The organism is Pseudomonas sp. P129 (assembly GCF_020312195.1).
Classification (GTDB): Bacteria; Pseudomonadota; Gammaproteobacteria; order Pseudomonadales; family Pseudomonadaceae; genus Aquipseudomonas; species Aquipseudomonas fragariae.
The window spans coordinates 221,801-240,147 of sequence record NZ_JAGPYS010000007.1; the positions used below are offsets into that span (position 1 = coordinate 221,801).

General features: G+C 58.2%; 20 protein-coding genes and 1 other RNA gene. 12 read left to right on the forward strand and 9 right to left on the reverse strand.

Features of this window, described 5'->3' with window-relative positions:
• Positions 1-198 precede the first annotated feature (198 nt).
• The gene (locus KBY02_RS17970) at positions 199-342 is read left to right on the forward strand and encodes a hypothetical protein (protein ID WP_162886611.1); all 144 of its coding nucleotides are present in this window, start codon (positions 199-201) and stop codon (positions 340-342) included.
• 139 nt (positions 343-481) lie between these two features.
• Here the strand turns inward: KBY02_RS17970 and KBY02_RS17975 are convergent, their stop codons facing one another.
• Both KBY02_RS17975 and KBY02_RS17980 read right to left on the reverse strand, forming a co-directional pair.
• A complete protein-coding gene (locus KBY02_RS17975; protein ID WP_058823249.1) occupies positions 482-859 on the reverse strand; it encodes a hypothetical protein in 378 nt (125 codons plus the stop codon).
• Between the two features lie 115 nt (positions 860-974).
• Positions 975-1,961, reverse strand: coding sequence for an NADPH:quinone oxidoreductase family protein (locus KBY02_RS17980; RefSeq protein WP_116893992.1), 987 nt, complete (start codon positions 1,959-1,961; stop codon positions 975-977).
• A 130-nt stretch (positions 1,962-2,091) separates the two neighbouring features.
• Between KBY02_RS17980 and KBY02_RS17985 the strand changes: the two genes are divergently transcribed.
• Positions 2,092-2,499 carry a flagellar basal body-associated protein FliL gene (locus KBY02_RS17985; protein ID WP_003403230.1) on the forward strand — a complete coding sequence of 136 codons (408 nt, stop codon included), beginning with the start codon at positions 2,092-2,094 and terminating at the stop codon, positions 2,497-2,499.
• 6 nt (positions 2,500-2,505) lie between these two features.
• On the opposite strand, the gene KBY02_RS17990 is transcribed toward KBY02_RS17985, so the two are convergent.
• Positions 2,506-2,955: an EVE domain-containing protein gene (locus KBY02_RS17990; protein ID WP_103754367.1), complete on the reverse strand. Its 450-nt coding sequence runs from the start codon at positions 2,953-2,955 to the stop codon at positions 2,506-2,508.
• Between the two features lie 193 nt (positions 2,956-3,148).
• On the opposite strand from KBY02_RS17990, the gene KBY02_RS17995 reads away from it, so the two are divergent.
• Positions 3,149-3,301: a hypothetical protein gene (locus KBY02_RS17995; RefSeq protein WP_003317333.1), complete on the forward strand. Its 153-nt coding sequence runs from the start codon at positions 3,149-3,151 to the stop codon at positions 3,299-3,301.
• Positions 3,302-3,346: 45 nt separating this feature from the next.
• Here KBY02_RS17995 and KBY02_RS18000 read toward each other — a convergent pair whose 3' ends face one another.
• The 4 genes from KBY02_RS18000 to KBY02_RS18015 form a co-directional block, all read right to left on the reverse strand.
• Positions 3,347-3,958, reverse strand: coding sequence for a 5-formyltetrahydrofolate cyclo-ligase (locus KBY02_RS18000; RefSeq protein ID WP_225650664.1), 612 nt, complete (start codon positions 3,956-3,958; stop codon positions 3,347-3,349).
• Between the two features lie 94 nt (positions 3,959-4,052).
• Positions 4,053-4,231, reverse strand: a non-coding RNA gene (gene ssrS, locus KBY02_RS18005) — 6S RNA.
• Between the two features lie 30 nt (positions 4,232-4,261).
• Entirely contained in the window at positions 4,262-4,591 is a 330-nt protein-coding gene (locus tag KBY02_RS18010; RefSeq protein WP_096127434.1) for a cell division protein ZapA, read from the reverse strand.
• Entirely contained in the window at positions 4,588-4,797 is a 210-nt protein-coding gene (locus KBY02_RS18015) for a TIGR02449 family protein (RefSeq protein WP_002551573.1), read from the reverse strand. The genes KBY02_RS18010 and KBY02_RS18015 overlap by 4 nt, the downstream gene beginning before the upstream one ends.
• Positions 4,798-4,947: 150 nt before the next feature.
• On the opposite strand from KBY02_RS18015, the gene KBY02_RS18020 reads away from it, so the two are divergent.
• From KBY02_RS18020 to KBY02_RS18035, 4 genes are all read left to right on the forward strand, one after another.
• Entirely contained in the window at positions 4,948-5,502 is a 555-nt protein-coding gene (locus tag KBY02_RS18020) for a YecA family protein (protein WP_003403224.1), read from the forward strand.
• 75 nt (positions 5,503-5,577) lie between these two features.
• Positions 5,578-6,912 carry a Xaa-Pro aminopeptidase gene (gene pepP / locus KBY02_RS18025; RefSeq protein ID WP_024640253.1) on the forward strand — a complete coding sequence of 445 codons (1,335 nt, stop codon included), beginning with the start codon at positions 5,578-5,580 and terminating at the stop codon, positions 6,910-6,912.
• Complete coding sequence (ubiH, locus tag KBY02_RS18030) at positions 6,909-8,096, forward strand: 2-octaprenyl-6-methoxyphenyl hydroxylase (protein ID WP_116894015.1); 1,188 nt, start codon at positions 6,909-6,911, stop codon at positions 8,094-8,096. Before pepP ends, ubiH begins: the two co-directional genes overlap by 4 nt.
• A gap of 51 nt (positions 8,097-8,147) precedes the next feature.
• On the forward strand, positions 8,148-9,383 hold the full coding sequence (locus tag KBY02_RS18035) for a 2-octaprenyl-3-methyl-6-methoxy-1,4-benzoquinol hydroxylase (protein WP_116894016.1): 1,236 nt from the start codon (positions 8,148-8,150) through the stop codon (positions 9,381-9,383).
• Between the two features lie 671 nt (positions 9,384-10,054).
• Here the strand turns inward: KBY02_RS18035 and KBY02_RS18040 are convergent.
• Positions 10,055-11,047 carry an AraC family transcriptional regulator gene (locus tag KBY02_RS18040; protein WP_011266321.1) on the reverse strand — a complete coding sequence of 331 codons (993 nt, stop codon included), beginning with the start codon at positions 11,045-11,047 and terminating at the stop codon, positions 10,055-10,057.
• 638 nt (positions 11,048-11,685) lie between these two features.
• Between KBY02_RS18040 and KBY02_RS18045 the strand changes: the two genes are divergently transcribed.
• The 4 genes from KBY02_RS18045 (at position 11,686) to KBY02_RS18060 (ending at position 15,784) form a co-directional block, all read left to right on the forward strand.
• Positions 11,686-12,969, forward strand: a complete 1,284-nt coding sequence (locus KBY02_RS18045; RefSeq protein ID WP_024639273.1) for an MFS transporter — start codon at positions 11,686-11,688, stop codon at positions 12,967-12,969.
• A gap of 213 nt (positions 12,970-13,182) precedes the next feature.
• The gene (locus tag KBY02_RS18050; RefSeq protein WP_003403209.1) at positions 13,183-13,764 is read left to right on the forward strand and encodes an alpha/beta hydrolase; all 582 of its coding nucleotides are present in this window, start codon (positions 13,183-13,185) and stop codon (positions 13,762-13,764) included.
• An 83-nt stretch (positions 13,765-13,847) separates the two neighbouring features.
• Positions 13,848-14,798 (forward strand): sigma 54-interacting transcriptional regulator, encoded by a 951-nt coding sequence (locus KBY02_RS18055; protein WP_024639271.1) that lies wholly within the window; start codon positions 13,848-13,850, stop codon positions 14,796-14,798.
• Positions 14,799-15,001: 203 nt separating this feature from the next.
• Positions 15,002-15,784: a MetQ/NlpA family ABC transporter substrate-binding protein gene (locus tag KBY02_RS18060; protein ID WP_003403204.1), complete on the forward strand. Its 783-nt coding sequence runs from the start codon at positions 15,002-15,004 to the stop codon at positions 15,782-15,784.
• Positions 15,785-15,946: 162 nt separating this feature from the next.
• Here KBY02_RS18060 and KBY02_RS18065 read toward each other — a convergent pair whose 3' ends face one another.
• Positions 15,947-17,200, reverse strand: coding sequence for a lipase family protein (locus tag KBY02_RS18065; RefSeq protein ID WP_116894020.1), 1,254 nt, complete (start codon positions 17,198-17,200; stop codon positions 15,947-15,949).
• 466 nt (positions 17,201-17,666) lie between these two features.
• Here KBY02_RS18065 and KBY02_RS18070 point away from each other — a divergent pair, with 466 nt between their 5' ends.
• Positions 17,667-18,347, forward strand: a complete 681-nt coding sequence (locus tag KBY02_RS18070) for a class I SAM-dependent methyltransferase (RefSeq protein ID WP_011266326.1) — start codon at positions 17,667-17,669, stop codon at positions 18,345-18,347.

Genomic DNA, 18,347 nt, shown 5'->3' on the forward strand with positions numbered 1-18,347 from the left:
CATTGGTTTATAAAATTTACTTTAGAAGGTCGGCAAGTTCGCCGATGGTTTTAGTGTTTTTTATTTCGGGGCGGCCGTTTGCGCCAGGTGCTCTGTATCAGGTTGTTTTAAAGTGCGCTTCCGTGGGGTGATGAAAGACATGGCTCAGTTGACCGCGCTGTTCGCGTTGTCGAATCTGTGGACGGCACGGAAACACTGATGGGCATTGGTGAATTGCGCGCGTTTGATAGGGAAGATGATGCGAAAAAAATAAATTCCCCATGGGTTTTTCAAAAAATTAGCTCATTTCGGGAAAAGTCCGGCTATCCGTCAATGCGCGGTAAGTTGGTCGGTAAAGCTTAGGTATTTCTGATTGAAGTTTCAGTAGAAGCTATTAAGGGTTTAATGTCTATATAAAGGTCCTGATATTTTTGAGGTTAGTAAATATAAGTGAGTAAGATGGCTTTAGATGTATCTTACCCACTGCGTTGATTTTTCCATGTTACTCTAGAAATTTGGCAAGCTCACCAATGGTGCTGGTTTTTTCGATTTCGTCTTCTAGTGTGCTATTAAGTTTGATGTGGTTTAAGGAGGCGTAAGTATAGTCGTTGTCGTTCCATTCTTTAGTATAGTTCTCTTTAAGTTTTTCAGGGATTTTAATGTCGTCCTGCCTCATGATTTCAAATGATGCGTAGGCTAGGCCTATTTTACTTATGTTCTTGTACTTTCGGGTTAGATCAGAGAATTTAGTTTCACTGCTTATTTCAGTTCTTATTTCGGTCATAATTCTGGAGGCGGTTTTAGGATCTAGACCAGGTGTGTTTGCAATTGGAGCATAGATAGCTGTTTTAATTATATCTATATATAAGCTCTGGGACATTTCACACCTCTCTTAGCACCGAAAATGGTGCGCTTGCATAATCTCTCCAATAGAGGCAGTTGCCTACTCTCATATCTACTAGGGTCTGTTCCCGTTCCCCTGCTGACGAGTAGGATCAGGCACTCTTCGCAACCAACACCACCACCTTCCCCACAGCCCTGCGTCCCCCCAACAAATCAATCGCCTCCCCAGCCCTTTCCAGCGGATAAACCGTCGACACCAGCGGCGTCAATTTCCCTTCTTCAAACCACGCAAACAACTGCTTGAAGTTCGCCGCGTTGTCTTGCGGTTGTCGCTGCGCAAACGAGCCCCAGAACACGCCGACCACCGAAGCGCCCTTGAGCAGGGTCAGGTTGACGGGCAGGTCGGGGATGCGGCCGCTGGCGAAGCCGACGACCAGCAGGCGGCCGTTCCAGGCGATGCTGCGGATGGCCAGGTCGAAGAGGTCGCCGCCGACCGGGTCGTAGATCACGTCGGCGCCGTTGCCATGGGTGAGGCGTTTGACTTCGTCCTTGAGGCTGGTTTCGCTGTAGTTGATCAGTTCGTCGGCGCCTGCGTTTCTGGCGACTTCGAGTTTTTCTGCGCTGCTGGCGGCGGCGATGACGCGGGCGCCGAGGGCTTTGCCGATTTCCACGGCGGCCAGGCCGACGCCGCCGGATGCGCCGAGTACCAGCAGGGTTTCGCCGGGTTGCAGGCGGGCGCGTTGTGTGAGGGCGTGCATGGAAGTGCCGTAGGTCATGCTGAATGCGGCCGCCGTGGTGAATTCCATGCCCTGCGGAATCGGCAGCACGTTGTAGTGGGGCACGGCGACCTGCTCGGCAAAGCTGCCCCAGCCGGTGAGCGCCATGACGCGGTCGCCGGGTTTCAGGTGGCTGACGTTTTCTCCGACGGCGGCTATCACGCCTGCGGCCTCACCACCCGGTGAGAACGGGAAGGGTGGTTTGAACTGGTACTTGCCTTCGATGATCAAGGTGTCGGGAAAGTTGACCCCGGCGGCGTGCACGTCGAGCAGAATTTCGTTCTTTTTGATCGCAGGGCCGGGGACGTCTTCGAGTACCAGTGTGCTGGCAGGACCGAAGGCTTTGCATAACAGGGCTTTCATCGGGCTATTCCTTTTCCGGTAATGGCCGATAAAGTCAGTTAAGCGGGTTCTCGGGTCAACAAGCATGGCCCTGCCTGATAAGCACACATAAGCTGTAAGCTACGTGGCAAACCGTATTAAGGAGTGGACTGTGAAAGCGTGGATTCTGATGTTGCTGGCCTTGTCATTGCCTGTCATGGCGCAAGAGGAAGCCAAGGAAGAAGGCGGCCCGCCAAAAGCGGCGTATGTCTCGCTGACGCCTCCGTTCGTGGGTAACTACGCACTCGATGGCGGCCCCAAGCTGCGTGTCTACAAGGCTGACATTGCCTTGCGTGTAACCGGTGCCGACGCCGAGGCCGCCGTGAAGCGCAATGACGCACTGATCCGCAATCAACTGGTGTCGCTGTTCACTCAGCAGACCGTCGATTCCATGAGCAGCGCCGAAGCGAAGGAAAACATTCGTCAGGAAGCGCTCAAGCAGGTTCAGCGCGTCATGAACGATGAAGAAGGCAAGCCGATTGTCGAAGACTTGCTGTTCAATAACTTCATCGTTCAATAACGTTCGTCAGCGCAATGCCAGGATCGCCGCCCATTGTTCGGCGGTCACCGGCATGACCGAGAGCCGGCTGCCTTTTTGTACCAGAGGCAGTTGCTCCAGCTGGCTTTGTTGCTTGAGATAACCCAGCCCCAGCACGTGTTTGAAGATATCCACGAACTCGACGTCGATGGCACTCCACGGATTCTTTTCCTCCGTGGCCTTGGCGTCGTGATAGTGGCTCTGGGGGTCCAGCGCGGTGGGGTCCGGATAAGCTGACCTGGCGACTTTGCCGATACCGGCGATGCCCGGTTCGGGGCAACTGGAGTGATAGAAAAAGAACTTGTCGCCCTGTGCCATGGTTCTCAGAAAATTGCGCGCCTGATAGTTGCGCACTCCGTCCCAGCGCGCTTTGCCCAGTCGTTGCAGGTCGCTGATCGAGAATTCATCAGGCTCGGACTTCATCAGCCAATAGGCCATTGTGCTCACTCCACAGACAAAAGGTTTACGGTGTTTCGAACAGTTTGATGACAAACCGACAATCGGTTCGCGCCACTATTTGCGTACTGGTTCACGTTACCGCAAAATGCCGCCCTTCAAAGTTCCACGCTGTTGCACGGCCTACACAAAACCGATGCTGACATCGTATTGATTTGCCTAAGGAGGGCAGTCAATGAAACGCAAGCCTGATTTACTCTGGATTCTGGTTATTCTGTTTGGCTTGGGTGTCGTGACAACCGGTTATGCACAGAGCTTGTGGTCCACCAAGGACGACGCTCCCGTCGAGATCACACAGCAGCAGCAAAAAGTCCCCGGCAGGCATTGAGCCCTGCCTGTACTCTGATCGTTGATGGCCTTGTTGGCTGAACGATCAGAGAGTCTGCGTCACATACCAGCCTTTATCCGATAGCGTGCCGTGCAGCGGTACATCCCAACTGGCCTGCGCCAGTCGATCCACTTTCTGACATTCATGAGCCAGCCCGAGTAACAGCGGTTTGCGCCAGGTCTTTCTGCGCGCCAGGTACGCCAGGCTGCGGTCGTAGAAACCTCCGCCCATGCCCAGTCGACCGCCTTCGTCATCGAAACCTACCAACGGCATCAGGATCAGATCGAGCGCCCAGACAGGGCGTTGCTTTGCCCGGTCGATGCGCGGCTCGGGGATGCGGAAACGGTTGGGGATCAATGTCTCGCCGGGACGCACACGCTGAAAAACCATGCGGGTGCGCGGCCAGGCATTGAGCACCGGCAGATAGGTTGCCTTGCCGCGGCGCTGGGCTTCGCGCAGCAACAGCCGCGGGTCGATCTCGCCATCCATCGGCAGGTACAGCGAAACATGTCGGGCACGCCGAAACAGCGGGTGCTGCGCCAGTTGACGGTAAATATCCCGTGCGGCTGCGCGTTGCTGGCTTTGACTCAAGGCTTTGCGTGCCTTGCGTAGCTGGCGGCGCAATTGTGGACGTGTGAGTGATTGGGCGCTGATCATGAGCAGGAGGTCATGCAGGCTGATCCGGAAAGGAGGTTGAAGCCGGAGCGGGGTCGTCGTTGCCAGACAACAGGGCTGGCAACTGACCGAATATGGACTCCCCGACGAACCGCTGTCGGTTTAGCCCTTGAACCCGAAAGTTCAAGGTGGAGATTGCAGGAGGTTTTAAGGCTTTCCGTCGAGCGGACATGCACACCAACCCCAACGTGCAACCCCCGTGGTTGTGCGTATCGGCTCAGGGACATGACCGACTGGCAAGCACTCCAGGGAGCAGCGCGAGTATACAGAAATGCCCCGCAATAATCAGCCCCGAGTTGAATCCGGTGCGCCTGGCGTGTCTGTCGCCAGCACCAGATCGACCTTGTCGAGCAGATCGCGGACCTGTTCGCGGGTCGAACCGCTGGTCTGTACGTCAGGCAGATGTTCCTTGTGCAGCAGGTCGTGAGTGATGTTCAGGGCAGCCATCACGGCGATGCGATCCGCACCGATGACTTTGCCGCTGCTGCGGATCTCACGCATCTTGCCATCCAGATAGCGGGCGGCGCTGACCAGGTTGGTGCGCTCTTCCTGAGGGCAGATGATCGAATATTCCTTGTCCAGGATCTGAACGGTAACGCTGTTGCCATTGCTCATGAGTCTTGCTCCAGGGCTTTAAGGCGCGAAATCATTGACTCGACCTTCTGCCGGGCGATTTCGTTTTTTTCAATCAGTTGGGCACGTTCCTCGCGCCAGGTCTTTTCCTGAGCTAATAAGAGTGCGTTTTGGCCTTTAAGTTGCTCGGCATACTTCAGGAGCAGCTCCACACGTTTCATCAGCGCTTGCAGGTCGGTGTCTTCCATTGTTTTCCACTGAATACTTTCTGATGAATGGCAGGGGGAGCGATGCTTGTGCTCAAGCTCGAACCGCCGTCCGGGTGATCTTGTCGCGCGGATAGTCTAGGATACAAGGCCTTCATTCTAGACATTGCGCCGTTTGGCGACTAGCTACCCATGCCCATTCAGAATTCTCCGTACAAAGCGTTCGCCACTCTGCTCAACAGTGGCGGTCACCAGGTATCTCCTGCCGAGCTGCATGGCCTGTTGCTGGGGCGCAGTTGCGCAGCTGCCGGTTTCGACAACGAAGGCTGGTTCGCCGACGCGTCGCAACTGCTGGAAACCGAGCCGCAAGACAATATCCGTCAGGCCCTCATCGGCCTGCAAGAGATGGTCAAGGGCGAGCTCACCGGCGACGACATGACCGTCGTGCTGTTGCTGCCGGGCGACGATGAACCGCTGACCGAGCGTGCTGCTGCGCTGGGCCAATGGTGTCAGGGATTTTTGATGGGCTTCGGTCTGAACATTGGTGACAAGCCGCTGGGCACCGAGGCCAAGGCTGTTCTGGAGGATCTGGCGGCGATTGCCCAGGTTCAGGACGCGCTGGAAGAGTCCGAAGACGGCGAAACCGACTACATGGAAGTCATGGAGTACATGCGTGTAGCGCCGCTGCTGCTGTTCACTGAATTCAACGAGCCGTCCGCGCCGCAACCCAAGCCTTCCCTGCACTGATAGCCGATCACTGCGACACCGGCCAGCGCTTGCCGCAGCGCGAGCCGGTGGACTCCATCAGGACGCCCGCTGCCCATGATTCAGATCCCGAAGTCCGAGTACGCCCGCCGCCGCAAGGCTCTGATGGCTCAGATGGAGCCGGACAGCATTGCCATCCTGCCCGCCGCTGCGGTTGCCATTCGCAATCGTGATGTCGAGCACGTCTATCGGCAGGACAGCGACTTTCAGTACCTGAGCGGCTTTCCCGAGCCCGAAGCGGTGGTGGTGCTGATCCCCGGTCGTGAATACGGTGAGTACGTATTGTTCTGTCGCGAGCGCAATCCCGAGCGCGAGCTGTGGGAAGGCCTGCGTGCAGGGCAGGAAGGCGCGATCCGCGAGTACGGTGCGGACGATGCGTTCCCCATCAATGACATCGATGAAATCCTGCCCGGCCTGATCGAAGGCCGGGATCGGGTGTATTCAGCGATGGGCAGCAATCCCGAATTCGACCGGCACCTGATGGACTGGATCAACGTGATTCGCTCCAAGGCGCACCTCGGTGCCCAGCCGCCCAAGGAGTTCGTGGCGCTGGACCATCTGTTGCACGACATGCGCCTGTACAAGTCCGCCGCGGAAATCAAAGTCATGCGTTGCGCGGCGGATATTTCCGCGCGGGCCCATGTGCGTGCGATGCAGGCCTGCCGCGCGGGGTTGCATGAGTTCAGTCTGGAGGCCGAACTGGACTACGAGTTCCGCAAGGGCGGTTCGAAGATGCCTGCCTACGGCTCGATCGTCGCCTCGGGTCGCAACGGTTGCATCCTGCATTACCAGCAGAATGACGCGGTGCTCAGGGACGGTGATCTGGTGTTGATCGACGCGGGCTGCGAAATCGACTGCTATGCCAGCGACATCACCCGTACCTTCCCGGTGAACGGCAGGTTTTCCCCCGAACAGAAAGCCATCTACGAGCTGGTGCTCAAGTCCCAGCAGGCGGCCTTCGCGGCCATCGGGCCTGACAAACACTGGAACCAGGCACACGAGGCGACGGTCAAGGTGATTACCGCCGGGCTGGTCGAGCTGGGCCTGCTGCGCGGTGATGTCGGCGAGCTGATCGAAAGCGAGGCCTACAAGATGTTTTACATGCACCGTGCCGGGCACTGGCTGGGCATGGATGTGCATGACGTCGGCGAATACAAGGTCGGCGGCGAGTGGCGCGTACTGGAGGTTGGCATGACGCTGACCGTTGAACCCGGGATTTACATATCCCCCGACAACCTGGACGTCGCGAAGAAATGGCGAGGTATTGGTGTGCGAATCGAGGATGACGTGGTTGTGACCAGGCAGGGGTGTGAAATTCTGTCCGGCGGCGTGCCCAAGACCGTCGCCGAGATCGAGGCGCTGATGGCGGCTGCACAGGAACAGGTCGTATGAGCCGCTTCAATATCGCCATCGTCGGCGGCGGATTGGTCGGTGCGAGCCTTGCGCTGTCGCTGCAGGCCGGTGCCAAGGCGCGCGGCTGGAAAATCGTGCTCATCGAGCCCTTCGCGCCGGGTGAAGCCTGGCAGCCCAGCTACGATGCGCGTTCTTCGGCACTGTCGTTCGGCTCGCGACGCATCTATGAACGGCTTGGCCTCTGGCAGCAGATTTCCCGACGCGCCGAGCCGATCCTGCAAATCCAGGTGTCGGACCGGGGTCGCTTCGGCGCCACTCGCCTGTCGGCGATCGAAGAGGGCGTTCCGGCGCTTGGCTATGTAGTCGAAAACGCCTGGCTCGGTCAGGCTCTGTGGGCCGGGCTGGATCGTGATGTGGTCAGTTGGCGTGTGCCGGCCGAGGTCAAACACATGCAGCCATTGGCCGATGGTTATCGCCTGAGCCTCAGTGACGACAGCGAACTGGACTGCGACCTGGCCGTGCTGGCCGACGGTGGCCGTTCCAGTCTGCGCGAACAGTTGGGTATCGGGGTGCGGCAACGGCCTTACGACCAACATGCGCTGATTGCCAATATCACGCCGAGCGAAGCTCACTGCGGGCAGGCGTTCGAACGTTTTACCGAGGACGGGCCGATGGCGTTGCTACCATTGCCGGAAAACCGCTGTGCGTTGGTCTGGACACGTCCGGGCAACGATACCCAGCGTCTGGCCGAGCTGGACGACCGCAGTTTTCTGGAAGAACTGCAGGGCGTGTTTGGCTATCGCCTGGGCACGCTGCGCCAGGTCGGCGCCCGGCATGTCTACCCCTTGGCACTGATCGAAGCCGAAGAGCAGGTGCGCTCGCATCTGGTGATTCTGGGCAACGCGGCGCACAGTCTGCATCCGGTCGCCGGGCAGGGGTTCAATCTGTCCTTGCGCGACGCCGATGCACTGGCCGAGACGCTGCTGGACAGCGACGCGCCGCCCGGTGCGCTGCCGACGCTGCAACTCTACCGTGAGCGCCAGCGCCAGGATCAGCAATTGACCGTGGGCTTTTCCGACAAGGTGACGCGCCTGTTCGGCAGCTCCCGGTCGGCGGTTGCCACCGGGCGTAACGTCGGGTTGCTCGGCCTGGACCTGCTGCCTGCCGCCAAGCGCTGGTTTGCCCGCCAGGCCATGGGGTTGGGGACTCGATCCGATGTGTGAATCATCCACTTTAAACACAGGGCTTCGGCCGCAAGCGAGAACGGTTTGACCATGGAAACGCGCGCAGATGTGCTGATTGTCGGAGCCGGAATGGTCGGCAGTGCCCTTGCCCTTGCCTTGGCATTGCAGGACAGCGGCCTTGATGTGCTGGTGGTCGACGGTGGGCCGCTGAGCGTCGAACCGTTTGATCAGCAGTCGAGCTTCGAGCCGCGGGTCAGCGCCTTGTCGGCGGCCAGCCAGCGAATCCTCCAGCGGCTGGGCGTGTGGGAAGGCATCGCAGCCCGGCGCATCAGCCCGTATGCGCATATGCAGGTCTGGGACGGCAGCGGCACCGGGCAGATTCACTTCTCGGCCTCCAGCGTGCATGCCGACGTGCTCGGTCACATCATCGAGAATCGTGTGGTGCAGGACGCGTTGCTCGACCGTCTGCATGCCAGCGACATCGGCCTGCTGGCCAATGCGCGGCTTGAACAGATGCGTCACTCCGGCGATGACTGGCTGCTGACCCTGGCTGATGGCCGTCAGCTGCGCGCACCGCTGGTGGTGGCTGCCGACGGTGCCAATTCCGCCGTGCGCCGCCTGACTGAAACGCCGACGCGTGAATGGGATTACCTGCATCACGCGATCGTCACCAGCGTGCGCACCGCCGATCCCCACAGGAAAACCGCCTGGCAGCGTTTCACCGATGACGGGCCGCTGGCCTTTCTGCCGCTGGAGCGTGAGGGCGAGCACTGGTGTTCCATCGTCTGGTCAGTCACACCTGCCGAAGCCGAGCGCCTGATGGTGCTGGAAGATGACCTGTTCTGCCGCGAACTGGAGCAGGCATTCGAAGGACGACTGGGCCAGGTGCTGTCTGCCGATAGCCGCCTGTGTGTGCCGCTGCGTCAGCGTCACGCCAAGCGTTACGTTGCCGGAGGATTGGCACTGATTGGTGATGCGGCCCACACCATTCACCCGCTGGCCGGGCAGGGCGTGAACCTCGGTTTTCTCGACGCCGCAGTGCTGGCGGAAGTCCTGACCCATGCCGCAAGGCGCGGCGAGCGCTGGTCTGACCTGCGTGTGCTGGGCCGCTACGAGCGCCGCCGCATGCCGCACAACCTTGCACTGATGGCGGCGATGGAAGGCTTCGAACGCCTGTTCCAGGCCGACCCGCTGCCCTTGCGCTGGTTGCGCAACACCGGCCTGAAAATGGTCAACCGCATGCCCGAAGCCAAGGCGCTGTTCGTCCGCGAGGCACTGGGTTTGTCGGGGGATCTGCCTGAACTGGCGCGGATCGAAGCACGCTAGAAACCAAAACATACCTACGCGGAGCCCAGGCGCGGCGGTGTTCTTGAGAGCACTATCGTGCCTCACGCTCCAGCGTCGCGTGACGCTCTACGTAACATAATCAGTAGAGGACGCAGAGCGTCCAGAACGGCATACCCACGCGGAGCATGGGTACGATGGTGTTCTTCAGGGCGCGTTACGCTCGCGATCCCCCGGACACCTATCGTTCCTCACGCTCCAGCGTGGGAATGCCTGTCGTGACGCTTTGCGTCACATAATCAGGAGAGGACGCAGAGCGTCCAGAACGGCATACCTACGCGGAGCATGGGTACGATGGTGTTCTTCAGGGCGCGTTACGCCCGCGATCCCCCAGACACCTATCGTTCCTCACGCTCCAGCGTGGGAATGCCTGTCGTGACGCTCTGCGTCACATAATCAGGAGAGGACGCAGAGCGTCCAGAACGGCATACCCACGCGGAGCATGGGTACGNAACGGCATACCCACGCGGAGCATGGGTACGATGGTGTTCTTCAGGGCGCGTTACGCTCGCGATCCCCCGGACACCTATCGTTCCTCACGCTCCAGCGTGGGAACGCCCTTCGTGACGCTCCGCGTCATGGATGTGCGCTGCGCCGCTTGAGCAAGAGTGGACGCTGAGCATCGGACACGATGGTGTGTCCTCCATCAGCGCTCAACGCACCACGCTGCTGCGGTACTGTTCCGGTGTCAGCCCGGTCCAGCGTTTGAAGGCGCGGCTCAGGCAGTCGGTGTCGGAAAAACCCAGCAGGTAGGCGATTTCGCTCAGCGAGCTTTGTTGATCGTTCATGTGCAGCAGCGCCAGGTTCTGGCGGCATTGGTTGAGCAGCAGGTCATAGCAGCAGCCCTCGTCGGCCAGATGGCGCTGCAGGTTGCGCGGGCTCAGGTGCAGGGCTTCGGCAATGCTTCTGACGGTGGGCTCGCCGTCCGGTAGCAGGGTTTCGATGGCCGAGCGTACGCGCTGCTCCCAGATCAGGGACGGTAACGGATCCCCTTGGGATTCCTGGCCGTTCAGCTGTACCGGGCCGTCATCCAGGTGGCTGTCGAATTGATCACCGTCAAACTCCAGCAAGTTCTCCTGCGCCGCAAACATGACCGGTGAGCGAAACAAGTCGTGCCAGGGCCGCGGGTCGTCGGGTGCCGGACGCTGCAGGTGCACGGCAAGCGGCGCGTAGCCCCGGCCGAGCCGATTGCGGCAGGTGCGCACGTAAATGGCGGCAAATGCATCCAGCAGCTCATGCACCGGTGACTGACAGGAGGGCGGCGTGCCGAAGCGAAATTCATAACGCTCGCCGACTGTCCTGAAGTCCAGCTCCAGAGAGTCCTCGGCCATCGAGCGGTAACGTACGATGCGCTCGAAAACTTCGCGTAGCGAACCGCTGGCGACCAGCGTGTAGCCCAGCGCATGAAACGCTGTCGGGCTGACAAAGCGTGAAACACGCAAACCCAGCGCCGGATCAAGGCTGGCTTGCACTGCCCGTTGCCAAAGCGCGGCGGTGACATCCGGCGAGAATTGCGCACCGGGTTCACTGAGCAAATTCAGGTCTATGCCCGCGCTCTGGCACAACGCATCGCTGTCCATACCCAGGGCAGTAAGCTGCTTGCGCAGCGCGGGGGTCCAGCTGGCGAGACTGCTTGGCTCGGGCATGCGCACGCCTCTTCCTGACATGAGGTGACTTCAGCATCAGGCCCGTGCCGGCAGGGCCTCTCCGGACAACTCCCTTGCCTGACGCCGCCTTCAAGAATGAGAGCATTTGTGACAGTTGTGCAAGTGCCAGGACGCATTTCTTGCCGTCTCGCAGAAAATATCCCGCGCTGTAACCGCTGAGCGATGCCCTATAGGCGCAAACGAGCTGCGTACAGACGCTGATTGCAAAGTCGTCGTATGACGCGAAAATGCATCTCCCATTCTCAATGCTCCCCTGACCCATTGCTGAAGCAGGTCATAGCGTTTCTGTCATTTGACACCGGAATGGCAAATGACTATAAGTTCACTATGTTGTACGACAACATAAGACTCGAAAAAAATTACAACCACAAAAATAATTCAAAGAGTAACAACCTCATGACCAGTCTGAATTCTCAGGCCATAAAAGCATGCTTCTCGCACGGAAAATCTGTTTTTACACATGATCGTCGGCAGAAAGCGCCTAAAAGTCTTCTGAAGAAAACGTAATCTGAAGTTACACAAAACCAGCCGCCTCACGGCCTTGGCCGCGGGACGCTCATCGCCAATCTAAAAATAAACAGGGTGAAGAGATGAAGATAAAAGGCATTCGTTGGTGGATGGTGGGGCTGGTCACGGCCGGCCTGGTGGTCAACTACCTGGCACGCAACACACTGTCCGTCGCAGCTCCGACGCTCATGAGCGAGCTGAGCATTTCCACCGAGCAGTACGCGCACATCGTGGTCGCCTGGCAACTGTGCTACGCCATCATGCAACCTGTGGCGGGCTACATCATTGATGCGATCGGCACCAAGATGGGCTTTGCGATTTTCGCCATCGCCTGGTCTGCCGCCTGCGCTGCTGCCGCCTTCGCAACCGGCTGGCAGAGTCTGGCGATCTTCCGCGGCATGCTCGGCCTGACCGAAGCCGCGGGGCTTCCGGCCGGCGTCAAGGCGACCACTGAATGGTTTCCGGCCAAGGAGCGCTCGGTCGCCATCGGCTGGTTCAACATCGGTTCGTCGTTCGGCGCATTGCTTGCGCCGCCGCTGGTGGTCTGGGCCATTCTGCAGAGTGGCTGGGAGCTGGCGTTTCTGATTGTCGGCGGTCTGGGCATTGTGTGGAGCGGCCTGTGGCTGCTGCTGTACAAACACCCGCGCGATCAGAAGCGTCTGGGCGATGCCGAACGTGACTACATCCTCAGCGGCCAGGAAGCGCGTCTGAAGGACGCACCTGCCCAGAAAGGCAGCTGGAAGCGACTGTTCAAAAACCGTAATTTCTACGCGATTGCCTCGGCGCGAATCCTCTCCGAGCCTGCCTGGCAGACCTTCAATGCGTGGATTCCGCTGTACCTGATGACCGAGCGTCACATGAACATCAAGGAAGTCGCGATGTTCGCCTGGCTGCCGTTTCTGGCGGCTGACATCGGCTGCGTACTGGGCGGCTACCTGAGCCCGTTGTTCCACAAGTACTGCAAGGTGTCGCTGTTCACCTCGCGCAAGATGGTCATGCTGTTCGGCTGCTCCTGCATGATCGGGCCAGCGTGCATCGGGCTGGTCGAAAGTCCCTACACCGCTATTGCCTTGTTGTGCATCGGTGGTTTTGCTCACCAGACCCTGTCGGGCGCGCTGTATTCGATCACCTCGGATTCATTCGGCAAAAACGAGGTGGCCACGGCGACCGGGATGGGCGGAATGTTCGGCTTTTTCGGGGCGGCGGCATTCACTATGGTGTTCGGCGTGCTGGTCACCAAAATCGGCTACAGCCCGCTGTTCGTGGTGCTGGCGATTTTCGACATCGTCGCTGCGATTGTGGTGTGGAACGTTGCCCGTGAAGTCCCGCAGCATGACGAGACAGTGCCGTTGACTGCGGGCGAGCAGGGTCCGCGTACTGTGCCTGCAACCTGAGGCCGTCGTAATCCTGTAACGAAGTGCGGATAATCTTTGCCCTGAAAGTGATTTTTATTAGAGGCCGTTCCTCGAAGGCAGGGAGTGGCCTCTTTTTTTGTCTGTCAGCCGATATTCGTTTTGGGAATTAATAAATAGCTTCTTATTCCTTGGCGAATATAACTTCCATCCCTATACTCGTCTCATGAACGCATACATGCAGGAGGCGAATCCATGCATAACGAGTCGATCCGGTATCTGATCGTGCCAGGCTGGCAAGGGTCTCCTGACGATCATTGGCAGACCCACTGGCAGAACAGCCTGCCCAACAGCACGCGCGTGGAGCAGGCCGACTGGCTCAAGCCACGTCGTGAAGACTGGGTGGGTGAGTTGCAACGCACGATTGCCGTGCATGACACGCCAGTGATCCTGATCGCGCACAGCCTGGGTTGCGTCACGGTCGCGCACTGGGCTCGACTCGCGCCGCTGGAAACCTTGCGTCAGGTGCAGGGCGCACTGCTGGTGGCACCGGCCGACGTCGAGCGTCCGAATTGCCCGCCTGCATTGCGTAATTTCGCGCCGATCCCTACTGATCTATTGCCGTTTCCGACGCAGATCGTCAGCTCTGACAACGACCCTGCGGTCAGCTCCCAGCGTGCCATGGAGATGGCGCGTCATTGGGGCGCCGAGCTAGGCTTTCTGAGTCAGGCCGGGCATATCAACGTCAAGTCCGGCCATCAACGCTGGGAGCAGGGCTTCGCTTACCTGTACCGCCTGCAAAACCGTCTGGAGCAACACGCGCGTCGTCGCGCATGACCGGGCAGCTTGTTTATCGGACTCACCGGGTCCCGTCTTTTTAAACGCTTGAGCCATCGCAAGGGCTCAGGCGGGAGTGTGTCATGAGCCTTCACGAAAACTTCGGCCAGCCGCTGCTGACCTTTCCCGATGCGGAAAAAAGCCCACTGAGCATTCGCGCCAAGGCGCTGGTGTTCATCGATCCACGCTCGCGCCGGTTGCGTGAAGAAATGGAGCAACTGGCTCCCCGTTCTCTTCCGGTACTGATCCGTGGCGAGTCCGGGACCGGCAAGGAATTGCTGGCCCGGCACATTCATCGCGGCAGTGATCGCTCGGGTTTGTTCGTTTCAGTGAACTGCGGTGCCATCAGCCCTACATACGCCGATGCCGAATTGTTCGGCTATGCCGCCGGAGCCCACAGTGGGACGGTCAGCAGCCGCGCGGGATGGTTCGGTTCGGCCAATGGCGGCACCTTGTACCTGGACGAGATCGGCGACCTGCCGTTGCCGATCCAGGTCAAGCTGCTGGCGGCCCTTGAAAATCACGAAGTCACGCGAGTGGGCGCGCAGCAGCCGAGCCCGGTCGATGTGCGTCTGGTCGCCGCCACCAGTATCGATCTGGCGCAGGCCGTGGCTGCCGGGAAATTCCACGAGCGTCTTTATCATTACCTGAGCGAGGGCCGCCTCGATCTGCCTGCATTGCGCGAGCAGCCGGGCAACATCCTGCCGTTGGCCGAATATTTTGTCGGGATCTACAGCCAGCGTCTGAACCTGCCGGTGCAACTGATCAGCGAGGAGGCGCAGCGGACGCTGGAGGCCCACAGCTGGCCCGGCAATACCCGTGAACTGGAGAACGTCATTCACTTCGCCCTGCTGGTCAGCAGCGGTGATGAAATTCGCGCACAGGATATCAATCTGCCGGACATCGCCGATCCGTTGACGCTGATCGAGCGCCAGACGCAGCTATTGCTCAACGGTAGTGATGGCAGGCAGCTTTCCGCGCTCAGGCAATTGCTTGAAACAGTCACCTCGGAGCTGGCGCGGCTACCTGCTTGAGCGCGTCCCGGCGCGGTCTTGATGAGGTACAGTAGCTTCTGGTGCAAAAAAGCATAAGCACTCGATTAAAAAGTATTTTATCGGAATATAAAACACCGGTAATGTCAGCATGATGTCGCAGGGTTCGGATAGCTGTGGCAAATCATTGAATAATAAGGTGTCATTTTCTGGATGACGCTCTCGGATTTCGTTAAGGACATTGCATGAAAAAGACGTTTTTGCTGACCGCTCTGGCGGCTGTGTTCTCCATTGGCCTGGCTCACGCAGGTGAAAAGCTGGTCGTCGGCGCAACGCCCGTACCGCATGCGGAAATCCTCAAACTGATCCAGCCGACGCTGGCCAAGGAAGGTGTGGATCTGGAAATCAAGGTCTTCACTGACTACGTACAACCCAACGTCCAGTTGAGCGAGAAGCGTCTGGATGCCAACTACTTCCAGACCAAGCCTTACCTGGATGGCTTCAACAAGGGTAAAGGCACCAACCTGGTAACCGGCGTTGGCGTACACGTCGAACCGTTCGGCGGCTACTCGAAAAAGTACAAGAGCGTGAAAGATCTGCCTGAAGGCGCAACCATTGCCATTCCGAACGAAGGCAGTAACGCCGGGCGTGCGCTGATCCTGCTGGACAAGAACGGCCTGATCACCCTGAAGGATCCGAAAAACGCACTGTCCACGCCGAAAGACATCGCCAGCAACCCGAAGAATTTCAAGTTCCGCGAACTGGAGTCGGCTGTACTGCCACGCGCCTTGAGCCAGGTTGACCTCGCGCTGATCAATACCAACTACGCGCTGGAAGCCAAGCTCAATCCGAAGAAAGACGCGCTGATCATCGAGGGTTCGGATTCGCCGTACGTGAACTTCCTCGTGACCCGCGAAGACAACGCCCACACCGACGCCATCGAGAAACTGTCGAAAGCGCTGACCAGCCAGGAAGTGAAAGACTTCATCAACAAGAAGTACGACGGCGCGGTACTGCCTGCGTTCTGACCCACTGACTCTCGTTTCTCCAACTATCATGCGACGCTCCGCGTCGCATGCCGTTCTGAACGCTCCGCGTCCGATCGTGAATGTGCGACGCAGCGCAGATCTGTGACGCAGAGCGTCACGAAAGGCGTTCCGACGCTGGAGCGTGAGGAACGATAACCTCAACTATCGTGCGACGCTCTTCGTCTCCCCACAATTCCCCGTCATAAGCTCCCCCGAAAATGCTTTCTCGACAAAACGTGTCGAGTCCGGCAGTGAGCCATTCACTGCGCCGGAGTGATCCAGTTGCGGGTAGTAATGCCATTCGATGCGGTCGCCTGCCCTGCACGCGTCCTTGACCAGCGCGATCTGGCTGCGGACCGGTGAAACGACATCCTTGCCGCCCGTACCTATAAAAATCGGGATGTCCGACGTTAACGTCGGGTAGGACGACTCGCGGTTTACCTGATCAAGCGCAGCCTCCGGCGAGCGCCTGAAACTGTTGTTGAACGTCAGCCCATCTGCAACAACCTCACGCTCAATGGCATGCAGGCAATCACGCTGACTGACTCCAAACGCAGGCTTTGCACGGTCGCTCAGATAATCAGTGGGCACGAACGACGGGTTGATCAGCCCGGCAGTGCTCAGCCGCAGCAGGTTGTAAGCCAAGGATGGCGTGACCTGATCGCGTGACGTGCCTTGCCCGATATGCCCGGCATGCCCTGAAGCCATCGGATACGGCGTCCCGGTCGCAACCACGCCGACAATATTCAGCTCCGGTGCGTAAGTCTTCTTGTAGACAGCCGTCGCAAACGCCGCACGACCGCCCTGCGACTGACCAAACACAACAACCCGCGAAGACAGATTGAAATCCGCCCTCTGAACTGCACGAATGCTGTCCAGAACGCCGTAAGCCAGCGGGCTGCTCAGCCCGAACGGATGCAGCCCCGGCGTCCCCAGCCCCTCATAGTCAGTGGCCACAATCGCGTAACCGCGCCCGAGCCATTCATTCAGATAGCGCGTGTCGCGACCACTGCGCCCGGCAAAAGAAGGCGCGCAGACATCCGCACTACCAACCGTGCCATGCGCCCACGCCATCAACGGCCATCCACCCTTCGGCGGCGTGCCCTTGGGAGTAAACAGTGCGCCGGAGACTACGACTGGCTGGTTGTTGAGCCCATCGGTGGAGGTATACAAAATACGGACATTCTGGCCAGCATTATCAAGGCTCTGAATGGGCGTCAGTGGCTCGGCGCGCAGCATCCGTCCGGGCGTTGACGGCACTTTATCTGTCCATGCGTAAAACGCGGGAACACCGCCTTCGCCTGGCTGGGTAGCGCCGACAGTTTTCGCGCTAGTGCCTGGTGCTCCGCTACAGCCTGTGAGCAGAGCTATCAGCAAGGCGACCAGAGCGGTCGAGGATCCTGGCGACGAGTACATGAATATTTCTCCGCGCGTTCACAGGAGAGGGCGTATCAGTGTCTTCGATAGTAAGCCGATTGAAGTACCCGCGTCACTGAGTGCAGCAGGTTCAGTGCATGAATCGAGCGATGTGAGCAAGCCCGCTATTCTATTCGTACTTTTGAACTAAGACCCTCATATGGATGAATCCTGTCATTCGTCGTTGACAAAATACCGGATCCAATACCTTGATTTTTCTTGACAGGAAATGGGGTTGGGTGTAAATATTTTGCCCGCTGCAATCCGTTTATTAGGCTGTTAAAAATGGATGCGAAACGACTCATAATAAAATGGATTTTAAATGATGCCCTATTGTCTCGATCGCCATCTTCTATTCGCGACAGCGCTTCAAAGTCCATAATCTCATTGCTGGTATTTACAGGTCGCGCCGGTAGCGCGAAACAATGTGTTGTACATTGACCTCTAAAATAGGCAGGGAGTTACTATGAGAGTAGTGGACAGTTCCGTTCTGAAAAAGTGGTACGACAGCGAGTACAGTGCGTGCAGTAGTGGTACTTTGTTTGGCGAGTTAAGGGAGGAGTTAAAACGGTTTTTATCAAACTTGCCTGATGGTCCTGGTGACGTGCTGGAGCTTGGCTGCGGAGACGGTCGCAACCTCGCGGCTTTGGCGATTAAAGGCTACAGCCTTAGCGGCGTGGACATGGTTGACAGCACGGTACATAGCCGCCAGCTCAATCCATGGCTAAAGGACATGAATTTTCAGCAAGCGAATATCCTGAACTACACACCCGCACCTGAAGGTTACGACGTACTGGTGTGTTCTGAAGTGCTCCACTTTTTCACTAAAGATGAGCTTCAACAGGTCATGCCGAAAATAATCGGTGCAGTGAAACCCGGCGGGTATATCGTTCTGGACTTGTTGTCCGACTTGACTCGTTTCTTTCAAGCCACGGGAGAGCCGTTTATCTGGGATAAAGAAGCCGGGCTATCCATCCAGGACAGCGAAGGCTTTTTTGATCGATGGCTTAGTGGCTTCGATATTGTTGATTTCAGTCACTTTTTTGATAATCAAAGTTGGCCACTTACCGACTCCGTCAGCCTGCCAATAGAGCCTTATACATGGCAAGGTACTTATGTGTCGGTGTGTGCTAAAAAACGTAAGTAA